Origin of the sequence: Streptomyces sp. TRM64462, from assembly GCF_013362995.1 — a bacterium.
Taxonomy (GTDB): domain Bacteria; phylum Actinomycetota; class Actinomycetes; order Streptomycetales; family Streptomycetaceae; genus Streptomyces.
In genome coordinates, this window is the sequence record NZ_JABWDV010000011.1 from 44956 (window position 1) to 65406 (window position 20451).

Below are 20451 nucleotides of genomic sequence, written 5' to 3' on the forward strand. Positions count from 1 at the left end.
GGTTATGCAGCTCCTTCAAGCGTGCGGGCGCTGCCGCGGTACTGCTCCCAGGTCCAGCCGAGGGTGCGGCGGGCCATGATGCCGACGGCGTGCCGGCGGTACTTGGCGGTGCCTCGTACGTCGTCGATCGGGTTGCAGGCGCCGGAGGCCAGCTCCGCGAACTGCTTGGCGATCGACGGGGTGATGATCTTGCCGTTGTCCCAGAAGCCGCCCTCTTCCAGCGCGGCGTTCAGGAAGTCCTCGGCCTCCTTGGCGCGGACCGGGGTGGGGGCGGCGGAGCCGATGCCGGTCCGTACGGTGCGGGTCTCGGGGTGCAGGGCGAGACCGAAGGCGCAGACCGCGATGACCATGGCGTTGCGGGTGCCCACCTTGGAGTACTGCTGCGGGCCGCCGGCCTTCTTGATGTGGACGGTCTTGATCAGCTCATCGGGCTGGAGCGCGTTGCGCTTGACGCCCGTGTAGAACTCGTCGATGGGGATGAACCGGGTGCCGCGCACCGACTCGACCTCGACCTCGGCGCCCGCGGCCAGCAGGGCCGGGTGGGCGTCGCCGGCGGGGGACGCGGTGCCGAGGTTGCCGCCGACGCCGCCGCGGTTGCGGATCTGCGGGGACGCGACGGTGTGGGAGGCGAGGGCGAGACCGGGCAGCTCGGCCCGGAGGTGCTCCATGATCCGGGTGTACGGGACGGAGGCGCCCAGCTGGACGTTCTCCTCGCCGACCTCCCACTCACGGAGCAGCTCGATGCGGTTGAGGTCGAGGAGGTACTCGGGCCGCCGGTGGTCGAAGTTGATCTCGACCATGACATCGGTGCCACCCGCGATGGGCACAGCCGTGGGGTGCTCGGCCTTGGCGGCGAGCGCCTCCTCCCAGCTTGCGGGGCGAAGGAAGTCCATGAGTGGCTCTCTTCATTCGTGATGACGTGATCCACGCCTTTTGCCGGATTCTCCCGCCGGACCCTGACTCAGGGGCCGGTGAGACGCCGGTTCGGCGTGATCTGTGCGATCGGGCTCTTCAGCTGGGGCGCGGGGACGGCCGGCCCTGGACAAGGTGTTCATCTGGTGTTCACGCGTTGTGGAGCCAGTACACCCACCGGTGCTCCACCCGAGGCAGTCACCGAAACCATGAAGGAGTTGGCTGGTCTCCCTCCTCGTCTTGTAGATTCGAACGAAAGGCGAGGACCAGTAACCTCTCCGTTTCCCCCCGGAAACGGTGGCCACAGGTCACCGACGACAACGAGACACCACGAGAAGGATCGGCGGCGACGACATGCGGCTGCGCGCACTGCTGGAGACCGACGCGCTGGGGTTGCGGCTGCTCGGCGGAGAAGACGAGCTCGACCGCACCGTGCGCGGCGTGATGACGACGGACCTGAGGGACCCGAGCCGGTACCTGTCGGGCGGCGAGCTGGTGCTCACCGGCCTGGCGTGGCGGCGGACGTCGGCGGACTCGGAGCCGTTCGTCCGGATCCTGGCGTCGGCGGGCGTCGCGGGGCTTGCGGCGGGCGAGGCGGAGCTCGGCGACATCCCGGACGATCTCGTCGAGGCGTGTTTGCGCCACCGGCTCCCGCTCTTCGCAGTGAACGAATCCGTTGCATTCGCAACGATCACTGAGTATGTCGTTCGACAGGTCTCGGGTGAGCGTGCGGGCGATCTCGCGGCTGTGGTGGATCGCCACAGGCGGCTGATGACCTCGGGTCCCACGGGCGGCGGCCCGGAGGTCGTCCTGGACCTTCTCGGCTCCGACCTGGACCTTCACGCCTGGGTGCTGTCCCCGACGGGACGGCAGATCGCGGGGGCCGGCGCACCGCTGCCGACCGAGGTCGGGGCGGTGCTGGCCGGTGAGCACCTGGCCGCGACCCGCACCGGGCGGCGCGGCCCGCACCGCGCGGTCGTCGGCGGAACCACCTACTCACTCTTCCCGATCCGTAACACCGGCCGTGGGGCGACCCCGGCGGCCAGGGACGTCCGCGAGACGGTGCTGTCCGACTGGCTCCTCGCGGTCGAGGCGGACGCGGGCGACTGGCCGGCCGCGCGGCTGGATCTGCTCCAGGGCGTCACCCAGTTGATCGCCGTGGAACGGGACCGCAGGGACGCGGCCCGTACGGTGCGCCGCCGCCTGGCGCAGGAGGTGCTGGAGCTGGTGCAGACCGGCGCGGCCCCGGCCGAGATCGCCGCCCGGCTGCGCGTCGCGGCCCCGGTGCTGCTGCCGGGCCTGGGCACCGCCCCGCACTGGCAGGTCGTCGTGGCGCGCGTCGAATGGGGCGAGGACGGCGCCGTCGAGGCGGGCCCGGTCGCGCAGGCGCTCCTGGAGGAGGTCCTGGTCGACCCGGCGACGACGGGCCCGGACTCGGCGGACCGCATCGCGGTGGCCCACACGGGCGACGAGGCGATCGCCCTCGTACCGCTGCCCGCGGTACCGCAGGCCGGTGCGGGCTCGGGCGGCGCGGGCACGGTTGCTGCGGGCACGGTTGCTGCGGGCGCGGGCGGTGCGGCGTCGGCGGAGGCCGCGGACGCGACGGACGCCGAGAGCCCGGACGGTACGGGCACGGGCGGGGCCGACGCGGTGTCCGGCGCCCCGGGGCTGCACGCCGAGACGCTGCTGGCCGCCGTGCGCGCCCCCCTGTCGGCGGGGCTCGACGGCGACGGGCGGCTCACCCTCGGCGTCAGCGCCGCCGTGCACTCGGCGGACGGCCTGCGCGGCGCCCTGGAGGAGGCCCGGCACGCCCGCCGCGTCGCCGCGGCGCGCCCCGGCCGGGTCTGCGCGGCGGGCCACCACGAACTGGCGTCGCACGTCCTGCTGCTGCCGTTCGTCCCGGACGACGTACGACGCGCGTTCACGGCCCGCCTCCTGGACCCGCTGCGCGACTACGACCGGCGGCACCGCGCGGAGCTGATCCCCACCCTGGAGGCGTTCCTGGACTCCGACGGCTCCTGGACCCGCTGCGCGAGCCGGCTCCACCTCCACGTGAACACGCTGCGCTACCGGGTGGGCCGCATCGAACAGCTGACGGGCCGTGACCTGTCCCGGCTGGAGGACAAGCTGGACTTCTTCCTGGCCCTGCGGATGTCGTGAGGTGGCTACATTCCTCGGATGAGCACTCATGGATCCCGCGGCCCGTACGCCAAGACCGCCGCCAGGCGGCAGCAGATCCTCGACGCCGCCCTCGCCGCCTACGCCGAGGCGGGCAGCCGGGGCGTGTCCGTCCGGGACATCGCCCAGCGGGTGGGAATGACCGACGCCGGTGTACTGCACCACTTCGGCAGCCGGGAGGCTCTGCTCACGGCCGTGATCGAAGCCCGTGACACGGCCGCCGCCGAGGTATACACGCCGGAGACCGTGCTCTGGCGCACGGAGCTGCTGGCCCAGAACGCCGCCACGCCGGGTCTGGTGAAGCTGTTCCTCGACATCGCGGCGGCCTCCGCCGACCCGGACCACCCGGGTCATGTGTTCTTCACGGAGCGGTACCGGTCGCTGCGGCGGCAGATCGCGGCGCTGCTGCTCGCCGGTCCTCCGCCGGGGCTGAGGGAGGCCGGGCCGGTGTCGGGCTGTGACGCCGACTGGGCGGCCCGGGTCCTGCTGGCCGCGACCGACGGTCTGCAGCTCCAGTGGCTGCTGGAGCCGTCGATCGACATGGCCGAGGACATCGGGCGGCTGCGCGATGTCCTGCTGGACGCCGTGGAGCGGGAGCGGGCCGATGGCGAGGCCGGCGCGCGGGACGGGGCCCAGGGCGGCGACCCTGCCGGCGACCAGGACGGCGACCAGGGGCGCTCCGGTCACGCGGGGCCCTAGTACGCGCCCGGTGCTTCCGGCGCGGTCTCGTCCCCCGGCGCCAGGGTCGCCGTCACGCGCGTGCCACGCGCCGACCGCACGATGCGGCAGTCCACGGCGTACGCGCGCACCAGCCGCAGACCGCGGCCGCAGCACGCCTCGGTGTCGTCGCCCGGCAGGCGGGGCCGCCGGGGCCGCCACCGGCCGGTGTCCTGGACGTGGAGGGTGACGGATCGTCCGGTGGTCGTCAGCAGCACGGCCACGTCGAGGCTGCCGCTGTGCCGTACGACGTTGGTGACGAGCTCGGTCACGATGACGGCGAGGCCCTCGCCGGACTGTTCGCCGACCCCCCAGCGGTGGGCCGTGTCCAGGGCGAAGCGCCGCAGCAGGGGCACCGCCTCGACGGTCGCGGGCATGACGCACCCGGCCCGGTGGATCCCGCGCGGGCGTGCGTCCGGTTGTGAGGCGGTGGACATGGCGGCCGTGAACATGGGGGGCTCCTTTGCGCCTGGGGGACGGGGCGCGGTGGGCGGCGGGGGAGAATCGCCCGGTTGTTCCGCGGTAGGTTCGAAAACCTTGGATGTCTAGGCTTTCAAAGCCGGTGCGCCTCCGGCTGTGGGCCGCACGGCCGGAGGCGCAGGTCAGGGCTCGGTCAGGGCTCGCTCAGGGCCCGGTCAGCCGGTGGGGGTCCACCGCTGGGCCGCCGAGGCCGAGCAGGTGGCGAGTTCCAGCTTGGTGCCGTTGGCGGTGCCCGAGCGGACGGGGGCGAGGCAGCGGCCGCCGCTGGTCACGCTCGACTCGGCGCCGAGCTGCCACTTCTGGCCCGCCGAGCCGTCGCACGACCGGACGGTGACCGTCGTGCCGGAGCCGTCGAGGCAGACACCGTCCTTGCCGGTGAGCGTGCCGCCGGACGTGAACGTCCAGCGCTGGTTGGTGCCGCCGTGGCAGGTGTAGAGCGTGGGCTCGGTGCCTGCCGTCGTCGCGCCGTACGGGAGGTCGGCGCAGGACGAGGACGCGGCGTTGACCAGCGTCGCGTTCGACGGCAGCGGTGTGGCGCGGCCGGTCGCGGAGATCTCCGCCGCGCTGGTCCACGGGCCGCTGTCGCCCGCCTCGGTGAGGGCCTTGAGGCGTAGGTAGCGCCCGGTCTTCGGCGCGAAGGTGACCTTCTTCTCGGCCGCGGTGTCCGCGAAGGCGCCCGTGGCGACGGGACTGCCCCAGGCCGCCGTCGTGTCGGAGACGTACACCTCGTAGGACCCGATGTTGCCGTTGCTGCCACCGTCCTGGCGCGGCAGGTAGGACAGGCTGTCGACGTCGTACCGCGCCCCGAGGTCGATCTGGATCTCGTGCGGGAGCTGCGCGGCGGTGCCGCCGGAGTAGGCGGTGTGCCACGTGGTCGCCGGGTCGCCGTCGATGGCGTTGGCGGCGGCGCCGTTCTCGGCCGATGTCTCCTGGCTGTCGGCGTACGCGACCTTCCAGGCGGCCTTGGAGATCGGCGCGCCCGTGCTGGGCACCTCCGTGGCCGGCGGCAGCGTCACCCCGGACGCGGTGACGGTGAACGCGCCCGACTTGCCGCCCGTCTTGACCCACAGGGTGCCGGAGCGGTCGGCGGCGTCGAAGTACCAGCCGGTGGCGGCGGAGTCGTACGCGGCCTTCGACGTCAGCGCCGGCAGGGCGGTGCCGTCGACGGTGACGCCGCTGGGGGCGGCGGCCGCGTGGACGGTGAACTCGTAGCCGCGCGACGCGGGCTTGCCGGCGTACGTGCCGGTGGCGGCGCCGACGGCGATGCGGACGTCGCCGGTGCCGGAGGCGGGGGCGGTGACGTCGACCTTCTGCTCGGCGTACGCGCCGTTCTTGTACTGGCGGGTGATGCCGTCGTCCTCGTACAGGGTGAAGGTCGAGGAGCCGCGCGGGTAGATGTCGTAGGTGAGCGTGTCGACCGGCTTCTCACCGGTGTAGTTCATCTGCGGCCACATCGGCACGATGCCGCCGCCCTTCACGAACAGCGGAAGGGTGTCGAGCGGGGCGGAGTAGCCGTTGAGCCAGCCCGGACCGGCGTACGTCCTGCCCGTCCAGTAGTCGGTCCACGTCCCGGCGGGCAGGTAGATGCCGTCGCGGGTGGTGGTGTCGGTGACGACGGGCGCCACCAGCAGCGAGTCGCCGGACATGAACTGGCCGCTCGTCTGGTTGCCGCGTGCCACGGGGTCGTCGGGGTATTCGAGGACCATGGCGCGGACGGTGGGCGTGCCGGTCTCGGTGGCGACGCGGCTCGCCGAGTACAGGTACGGCATCAGCCGCATCTTCAGCTTGAGGTACTTGCGGTTGATGGACAGGTACGGGTCGGAGAACCGCCACGGCTGCTTGTCCTGGTAGCCGGTGGAGGGGTTGGTGGCGCCCCAGCCGGACATCGTCATGAACGCCGGGGTGAACGCCTTCCACTGCAGGTCGCGGACGTACGTCTTGGGGCTGCCCTGGAAGATGCCGTCGACGTCGCCCGCGGCGTAGTTGAGTGCGGACAGGCCCGCGCCGGCGATGGCGGGGACGTGCCAGCGCATGGCGTCCCAGGTGCCGGGGGTGTCGCCGGTCCACACGACCGCGTTGCGCTGGGTGCCGGCCCAGCCGTCGACGGTCCACACGTAGCGGCGGGCGTCGGAGTTGCGCTCGATGCCGTCCACGGCCTGCTGCACCCCGTCGAACGCGTACTTGTAGCCGGGGCCGATCCACGCCACGTCCGTCTTCACACCGCGGCTGCCGGCGGTGCCGACCTCGGTGTCGATGTCCGCCAGGCCGGTGGAGGTCCACAGACCCGTCTGGAATCCCTTCGCCTTCAGGCCGTCGACGGTCGCCTTGAGGTCGGTGTAGCCGCAGCCGTAGCCGTCGTTGGGCAGGAACCAGCCGGACGGCATGTCGGCGGCGCGGGCGTCGGCCGCGTAGCCGAGGACGTCCTTGGTGGTCTGGTGGCGCAGCCGGTCGTGGTCGCCCTGGTAGTCGGGGTTGGAGGCGTTCCAGCAGTCGGCGTTGCCGAGCTCGAAGCCCCACATCGGCGCCAGGAACGGCTTGCCGCTGACGTCCGTGTACGCGTCCAGCACGCCCTTGAGGGAGTCGCCGACGAAGTACCAGGCGTCGAAGCGGCTCTCGTTGTGCGTGAACGTGCCGGGCGCGCCGAAGGTGTACGTGCCGGGCGCCCAGGTGTTGCGCATCACGCCGTAGCCGTTGGTCGACATGTAGAAGGGCGCCGGGCTGGCGTTGGTGTTCTCCTTCCAGGTGTTGGCCACCGACACCGGGACGGTCTTGCCGCGCAGTGCCCATTCACCCAGCCGCAGGCCCGTGCCGTAGAACTGCTCGTCGGCGCCCTGCGTGAGGTACTGGGTGGCCTGGCTGCCGGTCCAGGACAGGGGCTGGGACTCCGCCCAGACGAGCGTGGTGTTGTCGGCGCGGTACAGGGAGAAGCGCAGCGGGGACTTGTGGACCCGGATGTTCAGGGACGGGGTGCTGATCCGGTAGTAGGTGCCGGCGTCCGTGACGCTCGCCGTCACCGGCCCGAAGTCGGTGTCGACGGCGAGGGCGTTGCCCGCCGGGTCGTCGGTGAAGCCGCCGTCGGGCGACAGCCAGATCCGGAAGATGTCCGACCGGGCGATCACCACGCGGGCCTTCGCCGCCGTCGAGGTGCTGACGGTGAAGGTGTTCCCGGACCGGCTGACCCCGGTGGCGTCTCCCGCGCTCGCCGCGGCCGCGGGGGTCGCCGGGCCGGCGACGGAGAGGACGGCCGCCACCATGGCCGCCACCAGGCCCAGGATCGCCGGGCGTCTGCCGCGGGCCCGGACTCCTCCCCGTGGACGCGGGGTTCTTATGGAACTTCGTTGCATCGCAGCCGCCTTTCCGGCCATGCGGGCGCCGCCTCCGGCGGTGCTCGCGGACTCCACGTGCCGAGTACTGCGCGTCATGAGAACAGCCCCTCCGAATGACGTCAAGTGATTGATACGCCACTCCTCCGCGCAAAAACGCGCATCGCCGCTCATGGGGAGCCTTGGGGCTCCGGGGCGGTCACAACTCCATAACTCACCTCGGTACGCGGGTGACAGCCCCCAGCATGTCTGCTCTAAGTTGAGCGCTACGCGCCATACCTGCTCAGCTTCGCGCGCATTCGTTCTCTTCTTCGCAGGCCGGGTCCGAGAGCCGGTCCTCGTGTACCAAAAGGCGGTAGTTGCCATGAAGCGACGTCTCTTCGCCCTGTCCGCCGCCGGAGTCGCCGGTGCGCTCGCCCTCTCGCTGTCGGCGTGCGGGAGCGGCGGGTCCGGCGCCTCGGCCGACGGGGTCACCACGATCAAGTTCGTCGCGGCCGACTACGGCTCCAACGGCGACAATCCCAGCCAGGCGTACTGGCAGGGCGTGATCGAGGCGTTCGAGAAGAAGAACCCCACGATCAAGGTGGACCTCCAGGTCATCAACTGGAACGACATCGACGCCCAGGTCAAGACCATGGTCCAGAACGGTGACCAGCCGGACGTCCTCCAGACCGGGGGCTACGCGGACTTCGCCGAGAGCGGCTTGCTGTACTCCGTCCCGGAGGTGCTCTCGGTGGCCACCGAAGGGGACCTCATCCCCGCCATGGCCGACGCCGGCCGCCAGGACGGCACCGCCTACGGCATCCCGTTCGTCTCCAGTGCGCGGATGTTCCTGATCAACAACGAGCTGTTCCGCAAGGCCGGCCTGGACCCGGAGAAGCCGCCGAAGACCTGGGCCGAGGTCACGGCCGCGGCGACCGCCCTCAAGAAGGCCGGCGTGGAAGTGCCCCTCGGCATCCCGCTCGGCAAGGAGGAGGCCCAGGCCGAGGCGTTCATCTGGATGATGGGCAACCGCGGCGGCTACCAGGACTCCGGTGGCGCGTACACCCTCAACTCCACCGCCAACGTGGAGACGTTCACCCAGCTCAAGAGCTGGGTCGACGCGGGCCTCACCCAGCAGAGCCCCGCGTCCGTCAACCGCACCGACCTGACGAAGAACTTCGCGTCCGGCAAGGTCGGCATGCTCAACGGCTTCCCGGGCCAGCTCTCCGAGCTCAAGGGCATGGACGTCACCTGGACCGCCATGCCCGGCAGGAACGAGCAGAGCCCCACCACACTCGGCGTCGCCGACTGGGTCATGGCCTTCAAGAAAGGCGGCCACAAGAAGGAGATCAAGGCGTTCCTGGACTTCGCCTACCAGAAGGAGCACACGGTTCGGTTCGCCAAGACCTACAACCTGCTGCCCGTGACCCAGTCCGCGCGCACGGCACTCCAGGACGACCCCGCCCAGAAGGCGCTCAAGCCGTTCCTCGACATCCTGCCGACCGCGACCTTCTACCCGCTCAGCGACCCGACCTGGCCCGGTGTCTCCGCACAGATCAAGACGCAGATCGGCAGCGCCGTCAGCGAACCGCAGAAGACCCTGGACGCGCTCCAGCAGGCCGCGCAGCAGGCAGGACAGTGACGGCCGGCGGCCGTAGCCCGAAACGAGAGCTCACCGTGTCCAGCAGCACCACTCCGACCGCCGACGCCGCGAACCGGCCCGGCCGGCCGTCCCGGCCCACCCGGTCGGCCGGGCCCCGCCCGCGTCCGCGTCCGCGTCCCCGTTCCGGTCCGCGTTCCCTTCCGCGTCCGCGTTCCCGTCCGCGTCCCCGATCCGGCTCCCGGCTGCCGCGTCTCGGCGCCCTGCCGTGGATCTCCCCCGCCGTCCTGCTCATCCTGGGCGTCGTCGTCTGGCCGGTCGTCGAGATGGTCCGCACCTCGCTGCGGAGGATCGACACCTCCGGCATCGACCAGGGGCCCGCCGGACTCGGCAAGTACCGCAAGCTGTTCGCCGACCCCCGCCTCCCCGACGTCCTGACCTGGACGGCCCTGTGGACGGTCGCCGTGGTGGCGCTCACCATGCTGATCTCGCTGGCGCTGGCCCAGCTCTTCAACCAGAGCTTCCCCGGCCGCCGCGTCACGCGCTGGGCGCTCATCGCCCCCTGGGCGGCCTCCGTCCTGATGACCGCGATCGGCTTCCGCTGGATGCTCGACCAGGTCGCGGGCGTCCTCAACCGGCTGCTCCTCGACCTCGGCCTCATCGACTCGGCCCAGGCGTGGACCGGGGACGCCGCCCACGCCAAGCCCTGGCTCGTGGCCGTCGCCGTCTTCGTGTCGCTCCCCTTCACCACGTACACCCTCCTCGCCGGGCTCCAGACCGTCCCGGCGGAGGTGTACGAGGCGGCCCGCGTGGACGGTGCCTCGCGCCTCCAGACGTATCTGCTGATCACCCTGCCGCTGCTGCGGCCGGCGTTCCTGGTCGCCCTGGTGATCAACCTGATCAACGTCTTCAACTCGTTCCCCGTGATCTGGGGCATGACCCAGGGCGGTCCCAACGCCGACACCGCCACCACCACGGTCTTCATGTACATGCTGCGCAGCCACGACGTGGCCGAGTCGGCCGCCCTGTCGGTGGTCAACTTCGCGGCCGTCATCGCGATGGTGCTGGTCTTCCTGAAGGTCAGCGGCTGGAAGGAGGACGTGAACCGATGAGTACCGCCCCGACCGCGCGGCCCCGGCCCCGGCCGCGCACCAGGACCGTTCTGCTCACCGCGACGGCGTGGGCGCTGGCCGCGCTCTTCCTCCTGCCGTACGCCCAGATGGTGATCACCGCCGCACGCCCGGCCGGCGAACTGCGGGACAACGGCTATCTGCCGTCCCGCTTCGACTGGTCCGCGTTCACCCGGGTGTGGACGGACACCACGCTCGGCCAGAACCTGTCCAACACCCTGCTGATCGCGGCCGGTTCGACGCTCCTGGTGCTGCTGGTGGCACTGCCCGCCGCCTACTGCACCGCACGGATGCGCTTCCGGGGGCGCGGCGCCTTCCTGCTGCTGGTCCTGGTCACGCAGATGTTCCAGCCGACGGCCCTTCAGGTGGGCCTCTACCGGGAGTTCCACGCCCTCGGGCTGCTCGACACCGTCACGGTGCTGATGGTCGCCAACGCGGCGTTCAACCTGGCCTTCGCGGTGTGGATCATCAGCGCCTACATCGGCTCGATCCCCGTGGAGCTGGAGGAGGCCGCGATGACGGACGGCAGCAGCCGGGCCGGCGCCCTCTTCCGGGTGACCCTGCCGCTGGCGATGCCCGGCATCGTCACCGCCGTGATCTTCACATTCATCGCGGCGTGGAACGAGTTCATCATGGGCCTGACGCTCACCACCTCGCCCGAACGCCAGCCCCTGACCGTCGGCATCAACAACATGATCGGCGCCTACAGCGTGCAGTGGAACCAGGTCTTCGCGGCGTCGCTGGTCGCCATCGTGCCGGTGGTGGTCCTGTTCGCCGTCATCGAGCGCCATGTGGTCTCGGGCCTCACGGCGGGCTCCGTCAAATGACGCGTCGGCAACGCCGGACGTTCAGACGCAGTGGACGTCCACGCCCTGGCTGGTGAGCTGCTCGACGACGTCGTCGGGGGCGTCGTGGTCGGTGATCAGGACGTCGATCTCGGGGATCGTGCAGACCCTGGCGAAGGCACGCTGCCCGAGCTTGCTGGAGTCGGCGACCACGACGACCTTGTCGGCGCGCTCCGCCATGGCCCGGTTGGCACTCGCCTCGCCCTCGTCGTGGGTGGCCGCGCCGAAGCGCGGGTCCACGGCGTTGACGCCGAGGACGGCGAAGTCCAGCGACAGCCCCTGGAGCACGGCGGCGGCGAGCGGGCCGGTCAGCTCGTACGACTGGGGGCGGGCGACACCGCCCGTCACCACGGTCTTCACGTACGGGCGGACGGCCAGCTCGTTGGCGATGTTCACGGCGTTCGTGACGATCGTCAGGGCCGTCGTCCCCGCGTGCTCGGCGAGGTCGGACCGGGTGGCCAGTTCGCGGGCCACCTCGGAGGTCGTCGTCCCGCCGTTCAGCCCGACGACGGAGCCCGGCGGGACGAGGGCGGCGGCGGCCCTGGCGATGCGCTGCTTCTCGTCGGCCCTGCGCGCGGTCTTGTAGCGCAGCGGCAGGTCGTACGTGACGCCCGACAGGACGGCGCCGCCGCGGGTGCGGGTGAGCAACTGCTGGCGGGCCAGCTCCTCCAGATCGCGGCGGACCGTGGCGGGGGAGACGGCGAGCAGCTCGGCGGCCTCGCCGACCTCGATGCTGCCCTTCTCACCCAGAGCGTCGAGCAGCCGTGTCCACCGCTCGTGCGTGCCCATCACCGTTCTCCTCACCTCGGGACCTTCGGGAGCCGAGCGTAACCCGCACCACGCTCCCGCCTGATCAATCCTGCACGGCATTGCTCAAACATGAGCGTAACCCGTATAAAGAAGTCATCTTCAATCATGCGAGCGGTTCTGCGCCGCACGCCCCTGGGAGGCACCCGTGAGTCATGTCGACCTCGAAATCACCGGTCAGCCCGCGTGCTGGCGCCGGGCGCTGGAGGCCCGCCCGGCCGGACTGCCGCAGGCCGGTGAGCGCGTCGCCGTCGTCGGCTGCGGCACATCGCTCTACATCGCGCAGGCCTACGCCGCTCTGCGCGAGTCGGCCGGCCTCGGCGAGACCGACGCCTTCGCCGCCTCCACGTTCCCGGCGGCCCGCCACTACGACCGGGTCCTCGCCCTCACCCGCTCCGGCACCACGACGGAGGTCCTCACCGCCCTGCGGCGCGCCGCCGCCACGGGCATCCCGACGGTCGCGGTCACCGGCGACCCCGACACGCCCGTACGGGACGCCGCCGACACGGTCGTGGACCTGTCCTTCGCCGACGAGCGGTCCGTCGTGCAGACCCGGTTCGCCACCACCGCGCTCGTCCTGCTGCGCGCGACCCTGGGTCCCGTGCCCCCGGACCTGCTGCGGCAGGCCGAGTACGCGCTCGCGGCCCGGCTGCACGACGAGCTGCTGGACGCGCGGCAGTTCACGTTCCTCGGCACCGGCTGGACGACCGGCCTGGCCCACGAGGCCGCGCTCAAGCTGCGGGAGGCGGCAGGTGCGTGGACCGAGTCGTACCCGGCCATGGAGTACCGGCACGGCCCGATCAGCGTCACCGGGCACGGCAGCGTCGTCTGGTTCTTCGGCGAACCGCCCGCAGGGCTGCTCGACCAGGTCCTGGCGACCGGTGCGCGCGCCGAGGTCTCCCCGGGCGACCCGCTCGCCGACCTGATCCGCGCCCAGCGCCTCGCCGTCGCCCTCGCCGGCCGCCGCGGCCTCGACCCGGACCGCCCGCGCCACCTGACGCGCTCGATCATCCTGACCGGATCATGACCGCGGGCACCGCCTTCGGCACCGCCTTGGGCACCGTCATCGCTCTGGACGTCGGCGGCACCTACATCAAGGGCGGCACGCTCCGCGGCGACGGCGCCGGCCTGGAGCACACCGAACGCTGGTACACGCGCGCCGACCGCGGCCCGGAGGCGGTCCTGGAGACCGTCCTCGCCTGCGCCGCCGAACTCGCCGAGCGCCACCCGCGGGTGGCGGCGGCCGGTATCGCCGTACCGGGCATCGTCGACGAGGAGTCCGGCCTCTCCGTACTCGCCGAGAACCTCGGCTGGCGGGGTGTGCCCGTCCAGGACTGGCTCGCCGAACACCTCGGCCTGCCCGTCGCGTTCGGCCACGACGTCCGCGCCGGCGGCCTCGCCGAGGCACGCGCGGGCGCCGGCCGGGGCTGCGCCGACTTCCTCTTCGTACCGGTCGGCACGGGAATCGCGGCGGCCCTGTTCCACCGGGGCCGGGCCCTGACCGGCGCCCACGGCGGCGCCGGCGAACTCGGCCACGTGGTCGTACGGCCCGGCGGCGACCGCTGCCGCTGCGGCGCCCGCGGATGCCTGGAGACCGTCGCATCGGCCGCCGCCATCGCCCGCCGCTACTCCCGCGCCACCGGCTGGCACGGCATCACCGCCCAGGACGTCCGGCGGCGCGCGGAGGCGGGCGACGCGGCAGCCGCCGCCGTGTGGCGGGAGGCGATCGAGGCGATGGCCGACGGCCTGGCCGCCACGATCACCCTCCACGACCCGGAACGCGTCGTCGTCGGCGGCGGCCTGTCCCGCGCCGGCGAGGCGTACCTCGGCCCCCTGCGGACGGCCCTCGCGGCACGCCTCACGTTCCAGACCGTGCCGGACGTCGTCGAGGCGCGGCTCGGCGACCGGGCGGGCTGCACGGGAGCCGCGCTCCTGGCCCTCGACCTCCTGGACCGCGACCTCCTGGACCGGCCGGCGCGGCGCGCCCCCGGCGAGGCGGTGGCACCGTGATCCTCACCGTCACCCTCAACACCGCCCTGGACATCACCCACCACGTCGACCGGCTCCGCCCCCACACCGCGCACCGCGTCCACGGCGTCTCCGCCCGCGCGGGCGGAAAGGGCGTCAACGTCTCACGCGTCCTGCACGCCCTGGGCCGCCCCACACTCGTCACGGGCCTGTACGGGGGCACGACCGGAGCGACCGTACGCGGCGAACTCGCCCGCGCGGGCATCCCGGAACGGCTGGTCCCCGTCAGCGGCGAGACGCGCCGCACCGTGGCGGTCGCCGACGCGCACACCGGTGACACGACCACGCTGCTCGAACCGGGCCCCGACGTACGCGCCGACGAGTGGAGGGCCTTCCTCGGCACGTTCGACGCGCTGCTGGGCCGGGCCACGGCCGTCGTCCTCTCCGGCAGCCTGCCGCCCGGTGTGCCGGACGACGCGTACGCCACCCTCGTCCGGGCCGCCCGCACCCGGCACCTGCCCACCGTGCTGGACACCAGCGGTCCGGCACTCCGCGCAGCGCTGCCCGCCGGCCCCACGCTGGTCAAACCCAACGCCGGCGAACTGGCCGAGGCCACCGGCCGGTCGGACCCCTACCCGGGCGCGGAGGCCCTGCGCGCCGCGGGAGCCGATGCGGTCGTCGCCTCCCTCGGCCCGGACGGCCTCCTCGCCGTCACCCCGCGGGGCGCCTGGCGGGCCAGGCCGCCCGAGCGGCTGCGGGGCAATCCGACCGGGGCCGGGGACGCCACCGTCGCCGCACTCGCCCTCGGCCTGGTCACCGACGCGGCCTGGCCGGAGCGGCTCGGCGAAGCGGTCGCCCTGTCGGCCGCCGCCGTCGCCGCACCCCTGGCGGGCTCGTTCGACCCGGCAGTCCACCGCCGCCTCCGCGACCGGGTGGACATCCGCACCGTCACGCCCTGATCCCGCACACTCGCCGATCCCTCACACTCGTCAACTCGTCCAAGGAACGCCATGCCCCTCGTTGGAACGGGTGACATCGTCACCCCCGCCGCACGCACCGGCCACGGCGTCGGCGCGTTCAACGTCATCCAGCTCGAACACGCCCAGGCCGTCGTGGCCGGCGCGGAAGCCGCGGGCGCGCCCGTGATCCTCCAGATCAGCGAGAACGCCGCCGGCTACCACGGCGGTCTCACGGCCGTCGGCACGGCCACCCTGGCCGTCGCCCGTGCCGCCGCGGTCCCGGTGGCCGTGCACCTCGACCACGCGACCTCCGCGGACCTGGTACGGGAGGCGGTGGAGCTGGGCTTCACGTCCGTCATGTACGACGCGTCGACGCTCCCGTACGCCGACAACGTCCGCGCCACTGAGGCCGTCAGGGAGTACTGCCACGCGGCGGGCGTGTGGGTGGAGGCCGAACTGGGCGAGGTCGGCGGCAAGGACGGCGTCCACGCCCCGGGGGCCCGCACCGACCCCGGGGAGGCGGCCGCGTTCGTCGCGGCGACGGGCGTGGACGCCCTAGCGGTGGCCGTCGGCACGTCGCACGCCATGGCGACCCGTACCGCGGCCCTGGACTTCCCGCTGATCGCCGCGCTGCGCACGGCCGTCCCTGTCCCCCTCGTCCTGCACGGCTCGTCGGGCGTCGCGGACGACGACCTGACCGCCGCGGTCGGCCACGGCATGACGAAGGTCAACATCGCCACACACCTCAACCGTGTCTTCACCGCCGCCGCCCGCGAAGCCCTGGCCTCCGACCCCGCCCTGTCCGACACCCGCCGCTACCTCGCCCCCGCCCGCACGGCGACCGCGCACGAGGTCACCCGCCTTCTGCACGTCCTGAACGCCCCGGCCCCCGCCAGGACCGGCGCCTCGGCCACGGCCACGTCCCGCTGACGCGCCGTGGCGGGTGGGGCCCGTGGTCCCCATCGGGGAGGGCCGGGCGTGCCGTACGGAGTTCCGCGATGCCGTCCGCCGCCGAGACGCCCAGGTAGCCGACGCGCCATGCGCGGGACAGTCCCGTACGGGCCGGACGCACTCGGACGCCGGCATCAGGACCAGCCAGGTACGCGCGGTGGCGCCTACGCGCGCGTGCGGCACGCCATGGGACGGGGTGCAGCGGCCGGCCGTCGCCGCGTCGCCCGGCGGGCCGTTGATCGCCGTCACCCGGGGCGGCCGGGGAGAGATTCACCTTTTCGACGGAACGCGGCCCTTGGCCGCGCCGACGGTCCCGCCCCCTCGACGAGGGCGGCCACCTGGCGTTGATCACGCCGGGCGACGGGGCGGAGGCGGACCCGGTGGGCCGCTGAGGTTTCGCGGACGCCCGCTGATTGTGAATCAATTCACCTGGCCCTCTTGGCCGGGTGCGCCCATCCGTGCTGAGATGCGTCAGACCCAACGGCTCGATGGCGTGCTCGGGGAGGGCAACGTGGCGCATACCGCCATGTCTGGTTCCGGAACGACCGAAGGTGACGATCCCCTCCAGACCGCGGTATGGCGGCTGCGCTCACGCGGCTGCTGGACCGACGCGGCCGCCCTGCTCTCCCCCACCGCGGACCAGCCCCTCGTCGCGGTCCAGCGCGCCGCGCTGCTGATCGAGCGGTGCCTGTACACGGAGCGGGGCTGGCCCGACGCGGAGGACGCGCTGCGCGCCGCCGAGGCCGTCGCCCAGGCGGACGAGGAACGCGGCGCCGCCGCCTGCGAGCGCGGCTACCTCGCGTACGCGGCGACCCTGCACGGCGTACGGGACCGGGCGGACGAGGCGCGGGCGGCGCTCGGCCGGGCCGCGGCCCTGCTGGCCCCGGCGTCGGCGGGACGCCCGCTGCTGGACTTCCGCCGCGGGCTGCTCGCCCAGTACCTGGCGGACACGCCGCAGGCCGCGCTGGCCGCGTACCGGCGCGCCCACGCGGGGGCGACCGCGCAAGGAGACACGCTCCTGCTGTCGTTCACGTGGCGGCACCTGGCCGGGCTCGCGCTGCGGGACGGCGAGGTGGCGGAGGCCCGGCACGGCTTCGCCGAGTCGCTGCGGCTCCGCGAGGAGCTCGGCTACCTGGTGGGCACGGCCCCGGCGCTCGCCGCCCTCGCGGACGCCGAACCGGAACCGGAGGCGAGCCGCCTGCGGGCCGAGGCCCAGCGGCTGTTCCGCCTGCTGGGCGGCGTACCGACGTGGCTGGCGTCCCACCTCACGCCCAGCCCCGCCGTCTGACGTCACGGCGTCCCGGTGGACCGGCCCGGCCGGGGGCGGGACGATGGGTCACGGGAGGCCGCCATGCCGAGAGTCCGCCAGTCCGATCCCGGGGTGCCGCCCCCGGAGAGCCCGTGGAACGAGATCGTCCCGGGCCTCTGGATGGGCGGCCACATCTGGGCCGACCCGTACGGCGAGCTGCGCCGGGTGGTCGTGGAGGACGAGTTCTCGCTGGTCGTCAGCCTGTACACGGCTCCGGGACACGGGCCGGGCGCGGGCGTCGAACACGCGGTACGGGAGATCCCGGACGGCCCGCTCACGGCACCCGAACTGGGCCACGCCGGCCGGGCCGCCGCCCTCGTGACCGACGCGGTACAGGCGGGGCGCACCACCCTCGTACGCTGCTTCGCCGGCTACAACCGCTCGGGCCTGGTCACCGCCCAGGCCGTCCGCGCCCTCGCGGACCTCACCGCCGCCGACGCGGTCGCCCTCGTCCGCCTCCGCCGCTCGCCGTGGGCGCTGCACAACAGGACGTTCGTCCGCTACCTGGAGGCGGGCCTGGACGCCCTGGTTCAGCAGACGACGTCCGCGCCGTCGGCGGTGGCCGACACCCCGACGTTGTAGTCCGACACCGGCCCGTGGACCGTGTCGAAGACGACGAGCATGAGGCCGCCGCCGCCCTCGTTCCGCGCGAAGCAGAGCCGGCCGAAGTGGTCAGGCACACCGGAGCCCGTCCACCCGTCCGCGGCGGCGGCGCTCACCCCGAGTCCTCACCGGCCGGCTTCGCCCCCCTCGGAGCAACGCGGAGCACTGTCACCGCAGTCGCGGTTCCCGGGCCGCGTTCCCCGCGCATGTCCGACCGTGCCCGGGGCACCCGCCCGGCAGCGAGGTGATGTGTCATGCCCGGACGTGAAGAACTGCCGTCGACGCTGGAACGGTCGTCCAAGAAGGCCCAGCGGACCTGGATCAAGGCGCACGACTCGGCTGTCGAGCAGTACGGCGAGGGCCGGCGGGCGCACCGGGTCGCGTACAGCGCGCTGAAGCACGCGTACGAGAAGGTCGGGGACCACTGGGAGGAGAAGGAGAAGGGCGCCAAGGGCCCCTCCGACCCGCGGGCCGCGACCCCGCGCGAGAGGCCCGCACGCAGTGGTGAGGGTGTGGACGAGAACGCGTCGAAGCAGCACCTGTACGACATGGCCAAGCGCATGGGCATCGAGGGCAGGTCGCAGATGTCCAAGCCCGAACTGGTCGACGCGCTGCGTAAGGAGAACCGCTCCCGGACCAGGCAGGCCCGTGAGCGATAGCGTCACGCGGGACGCAGGTGGATCAACGTCTCCGGGGTGGCGACCGTCAGGGTGCCGTCCGGGTGGAGGGCGAGCGCCCGGAGCGGGGGTCCCGGGCGGAACGTGAGCGGCTCGGCGGCGCCCGGGCGGTGGAGTTCGGCCAGGCCGTCCGCCCAGGCCACGGCCACGCCCCCGGGCCCGGCGTGGACGGCGACCACCGGGCAGCCGCGCCGCACCAGGGGCCGGCCCGCCGGGGCGCCCCGGGGCGGATCCCAGGTGCGTACCGTCCCGTCCACACCGCCGCTGTACACGCGCGGCCCCGGCCCGGCCGCCGCGAGGGCGGTGACCCGCCCGGAGTGCGCCGCGCTCTGGTGCAGGCCCGCGAGGCTGAACGCGTGCAGGGAACCCATCCGGTCCCCCGTGACGACCGTGTCCCCGGCCGCGGCCAGCGCACTCGCCGGGTGCGTGGCCAGCGTGGCCGCCACCGCCCGCACCAGCCGCGGCACCGGCCCCGTGGGCCGCAGGCGGCCCCGCTCGTCGAGGCGCAGTTCCGTGTCCCCGTCCGCCAGGCACGCCACGGCCCTGACGCGCGGGTCCTCGTCCACGACGAGCCGGTCGCCGCACGTGGTGAGCACGGAGGCGGAGGCCCGGCGGGTGCCGGTCACCTCCCAGGGCGTGCCCTCGGCCTCGGCCCGCGCGGCGAGCGCGGGGGCGAGCCGCGGGTCGGCGCCCTCCGGCAGCGCGGCCAGCAGGGCCAGGGCGCGGCCCGCCGGGTGCTGTCCGTGCCGTACCAGCGCCTGACCCGCCCGCAGCCAGGCCTCCCGCAGGCCCCCGTGGTCGCCCGGCGACGCCTCGTACGCCCGGGTGACCCGTACCGGATCGGCCGCGCAGACGGCCTCAGGGTCCGACAGGTCGATGTCCCCGGGTTCCGGGGCGGGCAGGGGGTGGAGGGTCACCTCCAGGTGGAGGAGTGTGCGCAGGTCCCGGGCGAGCTCCGCCGTCTCCGGGTCGTCGCCGGACAGCTCCACGCGGGCCCCGCGGCGCGGCGCGGACAGCAGGGCGGTCAGCAGTTCTGCGGGGGTTCCGGCCGCCACACCCAACTGGTTGGCGGCCTCCCACACGGTGGCGCGCAGGTCCGTTCTCCTCTGGTCCGTGCTGGTCGCGAGGTCCGTGCCGGGCGGCGACGTCCGTGCCGGGCGGCGAGATCCGCGCCGGCGGCGAGGTCCCGGGCCGATGGCGCGGCCGCGCTCCGGTCGGGTCGTGTCAGGGCTGTGCGCCCGTGAAGTGTTCCCGTATCAGGGATTCGACCACCGCCAGGTCCCCGGCGGCCAGCGCGTCCAGCAGGGCGCCGTGTTCGGCGGCGTCCGCGACGAGGTCCGCGCGGCGCGTCGCGGGGCGGCTGAGGAGCGGCCACTGGGAGCGGCGGTGCAGGTCGTCCGCGACGGCGACGAGCTGCTCGTTGCCGGCCAGGCCGAGGAGGGCGCGGTGGAAGGCGCGGTCGGACTCTCCGTACGTCGCGAGGTCGCCGCGCACGGCTGCGGCCGCCGTGGCCTCGGCGAGCGGCCGCAGCTCCGCCCAGCGGGCGGCGGGCACGGTGCGGGCGAGGCGCAGCATGACCGGAACCTCCAACAGGGCCCGCACCTCCGCGAGTTCGGCGAGTTCGCGGGCCGTGCGCTCGACGACGCGGAAGCCGCGGTTCGGGACGACCTCGACGGCGCCTTCGACGGCGAGCTGCTGCATGGCCTCCCGTACGGGGGTCGCGGAGACACCGAGGCGCAGGCCGAGCGCGGGCGCCGAGTAGACCTCGCCGGGGACCAGGTCGCCGGCGAGGAGCGCGGTGCGCAGGGCGTCCAGGACCTGGCCGCGCACGGAGTGCCGCTGCACCGCACGGGGTGCGGGGACGCCCACCGGAGGCGGGGGCGGGGGTTCGCTGTGGGTGTGCTCGCCACGGGCGGCGAGGGCGGCGCGGGAGGTCTGCCCCGGGATCAGTCCGGCGGTGTGCGGCCGCTCCGGGCGCGACGCCCCCGCGTCCCGGACCGGTTCCCCGGC

19 protein-coding genes and 1 pseudogene are annotated in these 20451 nt (G+C 73.5%); 13 read left to right on the forward strand and 7 right to left on the reverse strand.

Translation table 11 applies throughout. The annotated features are described in order from the left end of the window. Positions 1-2: 2 nt before the first annotated feature. Positions 3-893: a xanthine dehydrogenase family protein subunit M gene (locus HTZ82_RS00530; protein ID WP_175407231.1), complete on the reverse strand. Its 891-nt coding sequence runs from the start codon at positions 891-893 to the stop codon at positions 3-5. A 373-nt stretch (positions 894-1266) separates the two neighbouring features. Here HTZ82_RS00530 and HTZ82_RS00535 point away from each other — a divergent pair, with 373 nt between their 5' ends. Together HTZ82_RS00535 and HTZ82_RS00540 are read left to right on the forward strand one after the other, a co-directional pair. Beyond that, positions 1267-3072 carry a PucR family transcriptional regulator ligand-binding domain-containing protein gene (locus tag HTZ82_RS00535; protein ID WP_175407232.1) on the forward strand — a complete coding sequence of 602 codons (1806 nt, stop codon included), beginning with the start codon at positions 1267-1269 and terminating at the stop codon, positions 3070-3072. Positions 3073-3090: 18 nt separating this feature from the next. Next, the gene (locus HTZ82_RS00540) at positions 3091-3789 is read left to right on the forward strand and encodes a TetR/AcrR family transcriptional regulator (RefSeq protein ID WP_175407233.1); all 699 of its coding nucleotides are present in this window, start codon (positions 3091-3093) and stop codon (positions 3787-3789) included. Here HTZ82_RS00540 and HTZ82_RS00545 read toward each other — a convergent pair. Continuing rightward, complete coding sequence (locus tag HTZ82_RS00545) at positions 3786-4259, reverse strand: ATP-binding protein (protein WP_254711529.1); 474 nt, start codon at positions 4257-4259, stop codon at positions 3786-3788. The genes HTZ82_RS00540 and HTZ82_RS00545 overlap by 4 nt on opposite strands. Before the next feature lie 183 nt (positions 4260-4442). Further along, entirely contained in the window at positions 4443-7541 is a 3099-nt protein-coding gene (locus HTZ82_RS00550; protein WP_175407249.1) for a TIM-barrel domain-containing protein, read from the reverse strand. 433 nt (positions 7542-7974) lie between these two features. Here HTZ82_RS00550 and HTZ82_RS00555 point away from each other — a divergent pair, with 433 nt between their 5' ends. Genes HTZ82_RS00555 through HTZ82_RS00565 form a run of 3 tightly spaced genes read left to right on the forward strand, consistent with a single transcriptional unit; the run spans position 7975 to position 11149 of the window. Beyond that, entirely contained in the window at positions 7975-9234 is a 1260-nt protein-coding gene (locus HTZ82_RS00555) for an extracellular solute-binding protein (RefSeq protein WP_175407234.1), read from the forward strand. Positions 9235-9269: 35 nt separating this feature from the next. Next, positions 9270-10304 (forward strand): carbohydrate ABC transporter permease, encoded by a 1035-nt coding sequence (locus HTZ82_RS00560; RefSeq protein WP_375540760.1) that lies wholly within the window; start codon positions 9270-9272, stop codon positions 10302-10304. Beyond that, on the forward strand, positions 10301-11149 hold the full coding sequence (locus HTZ82_RS00565) for a carbohydrate ABC transporter permease (RefSeq protein ID WP_175407235.1): 849 nt from the start codon (positions 10301-10303) through the stop codon (positions 11147-11149). The genes HTZ82_RS00560 and HTZ82_RS00565 overlap by 4 nt, the downstream gene beginning before the upstream one ends. Positions 11150-11170: 21 nt before the next feature. Here HTZ82_RS00565 and HTZ82_RS00570 read toward each other — a convergent pair whose 3' ends face one another. Beyond that, positions 11171-11956 (reverse strand): DeoR/GlpR family DNA-binding transcription regulator, encoded by a 786-nt coding sequence (locus HTZ82_RS00570; RefSeq protein WP_175407236.1) that lies wholly within the window; start codon positions 11954-11956, stop codon positions 11171-11173. Positions 11957-12122: 166 nt separating this feature from the next. Here HTZ82_RS00570 and HTZ82_RS00575 point away from each other — a divergent pair, with 166 nt between their 5' ends. From HTZ82_RS00575 to HTZ82_RS00600, 7 genes and pseudogenes are all read left to right on the forward strand, one after another. Next, positions 12123-13001 carry an SIS domain-containing protein gene (locus HTZ82_RS00575; protein WP_175407237.1) on the forward strand — a complete coding sequence of 293 codons (879 nt, stop codon included), beginning with the start codon at positions 12123-12125 and terminating at the stop codon, positions 12999-13001. Further along, positions 12998-13984 (forward strand): ROK family protein, encoded by a 987-nt coding sequence (locus tag HTZ82_RS00580; RefSeq protein ID WP_375540761.1) that lies wholly within the window; start codon positions 12998-13000, stop codon positions 13982-13984. Before HTZ82_RS00575 ends, HTZ82_RS00580 begins: the two co-directional genes overlap by 4 nt. Beyond that, positions 13981-14901, forward strand: a complete 921-nt coding sequence (locus tag HTZ82_RS00585; protein WP_175407238.1) for a 1-phosphofructokinase family hexose kinase — start codon at positions 13981-13983, stop codon at positions 14899-14901. The genes HTZ82_RS00580 and HTZ82_RS00585 overlap by 4 nt, the downstream gene beginning before the upstream one ends. Positions 14902-14952: 51 nt before the next feature. Then, positions 14953-15831, forward strand: coding sequence for a class II fructose-bisphosphate aldolase (locus HTZ82_RS00590; protein ID WP_175407239.1), 879 nt, complete (start codon positions 14953-14955; stop codon positions 15829-15831). Between the two features lie 190 nt (positions 15832-16021). Continuing rightward, positions 16022-16244 (forward strand): annotated as a pseudogene (locus HTZ82_RS31890) (hypothetical protein); the annotation flags it as partial. A gap of 119 nt (positions 16245-16363) precedes the next feature. Then, on the forward strand, positions 16364-17140 hold the full coding sequence (locus HTZ82_RS00595; RefSeq protein WP_175407240.1) for a hypothetical protein: 777 nt from the start codon (positions 16364-16366) through the stop codon (positions 17138-17140). Between the two features lie 63 nt (positions 17141-17203). Then, positions 17204-17743, forward strand: a complete 540-nt coding sequence (locus HTZ82_RS00600; protein WP_175407241.1) for a dual specificity protein phosphatase family protein — start codon at positions 17204-17206, stop codon at positions 17741-17743. Here HTZ82_RS00600 and HTZ82_RS00605 read toward each other — a convergent pair. Then, on the reverse strand, positions 17692-17880 hold the full coding sequence (locus HTZ82_RS00605; protein ID WP_175407242.1) for a hypothetical protein: 189 nt from the start codon (positions 17878-17880) through the stop codon (positions 17692-17694). The two genes, HTZ82_RS00600 and HTZ82_RS00605, sit on opposite strands and share 52 nt — an antisense overlap. Before the next feature lie 138 nt (positions 17881-18018). On the opposite strand from HTZ82_RS00605, the gene HTZ82_RS00610 reads away from it, so the two are divergent. Continuing rightward, a complete protein-coding gene (locus tag HTZ82_RS00610; RefSeq protein ID WP_175407243.1) occupies positions 18019-18423 on the forward strand; it encodes a ChaB family protein in 405 nt (134 codons plus the stop codon). A gap of 2 nt (positions 18424-18425) precedes the next feature. Here the strand turns inward: HTZ82_RS00610 and HTZ82_RS00615 are convergent, their stop codons facing one another. Beyond that, entirely contained in the window at positions 18426-19523 is a 1098-nt protein-coding gene (locus tag HTZ82_RS00615; protein ID WP_175407244.1) for a WD40 repeat domain-containing protein, read from the reverse strand. Positions 19524-19665: 142 nt separating this feature from the next. Beyond that, a complete protein-coding gene (locus HTZ82_RS00620; protein WP_175407252.1) occupies positions 19666-20391 on the reverse strand; it encodes a GntR family transcriptional regulator in 726 nt (241 codons plus the stop codon). Positions 20392-20451 lie beyond the last annotated feature (60 nt).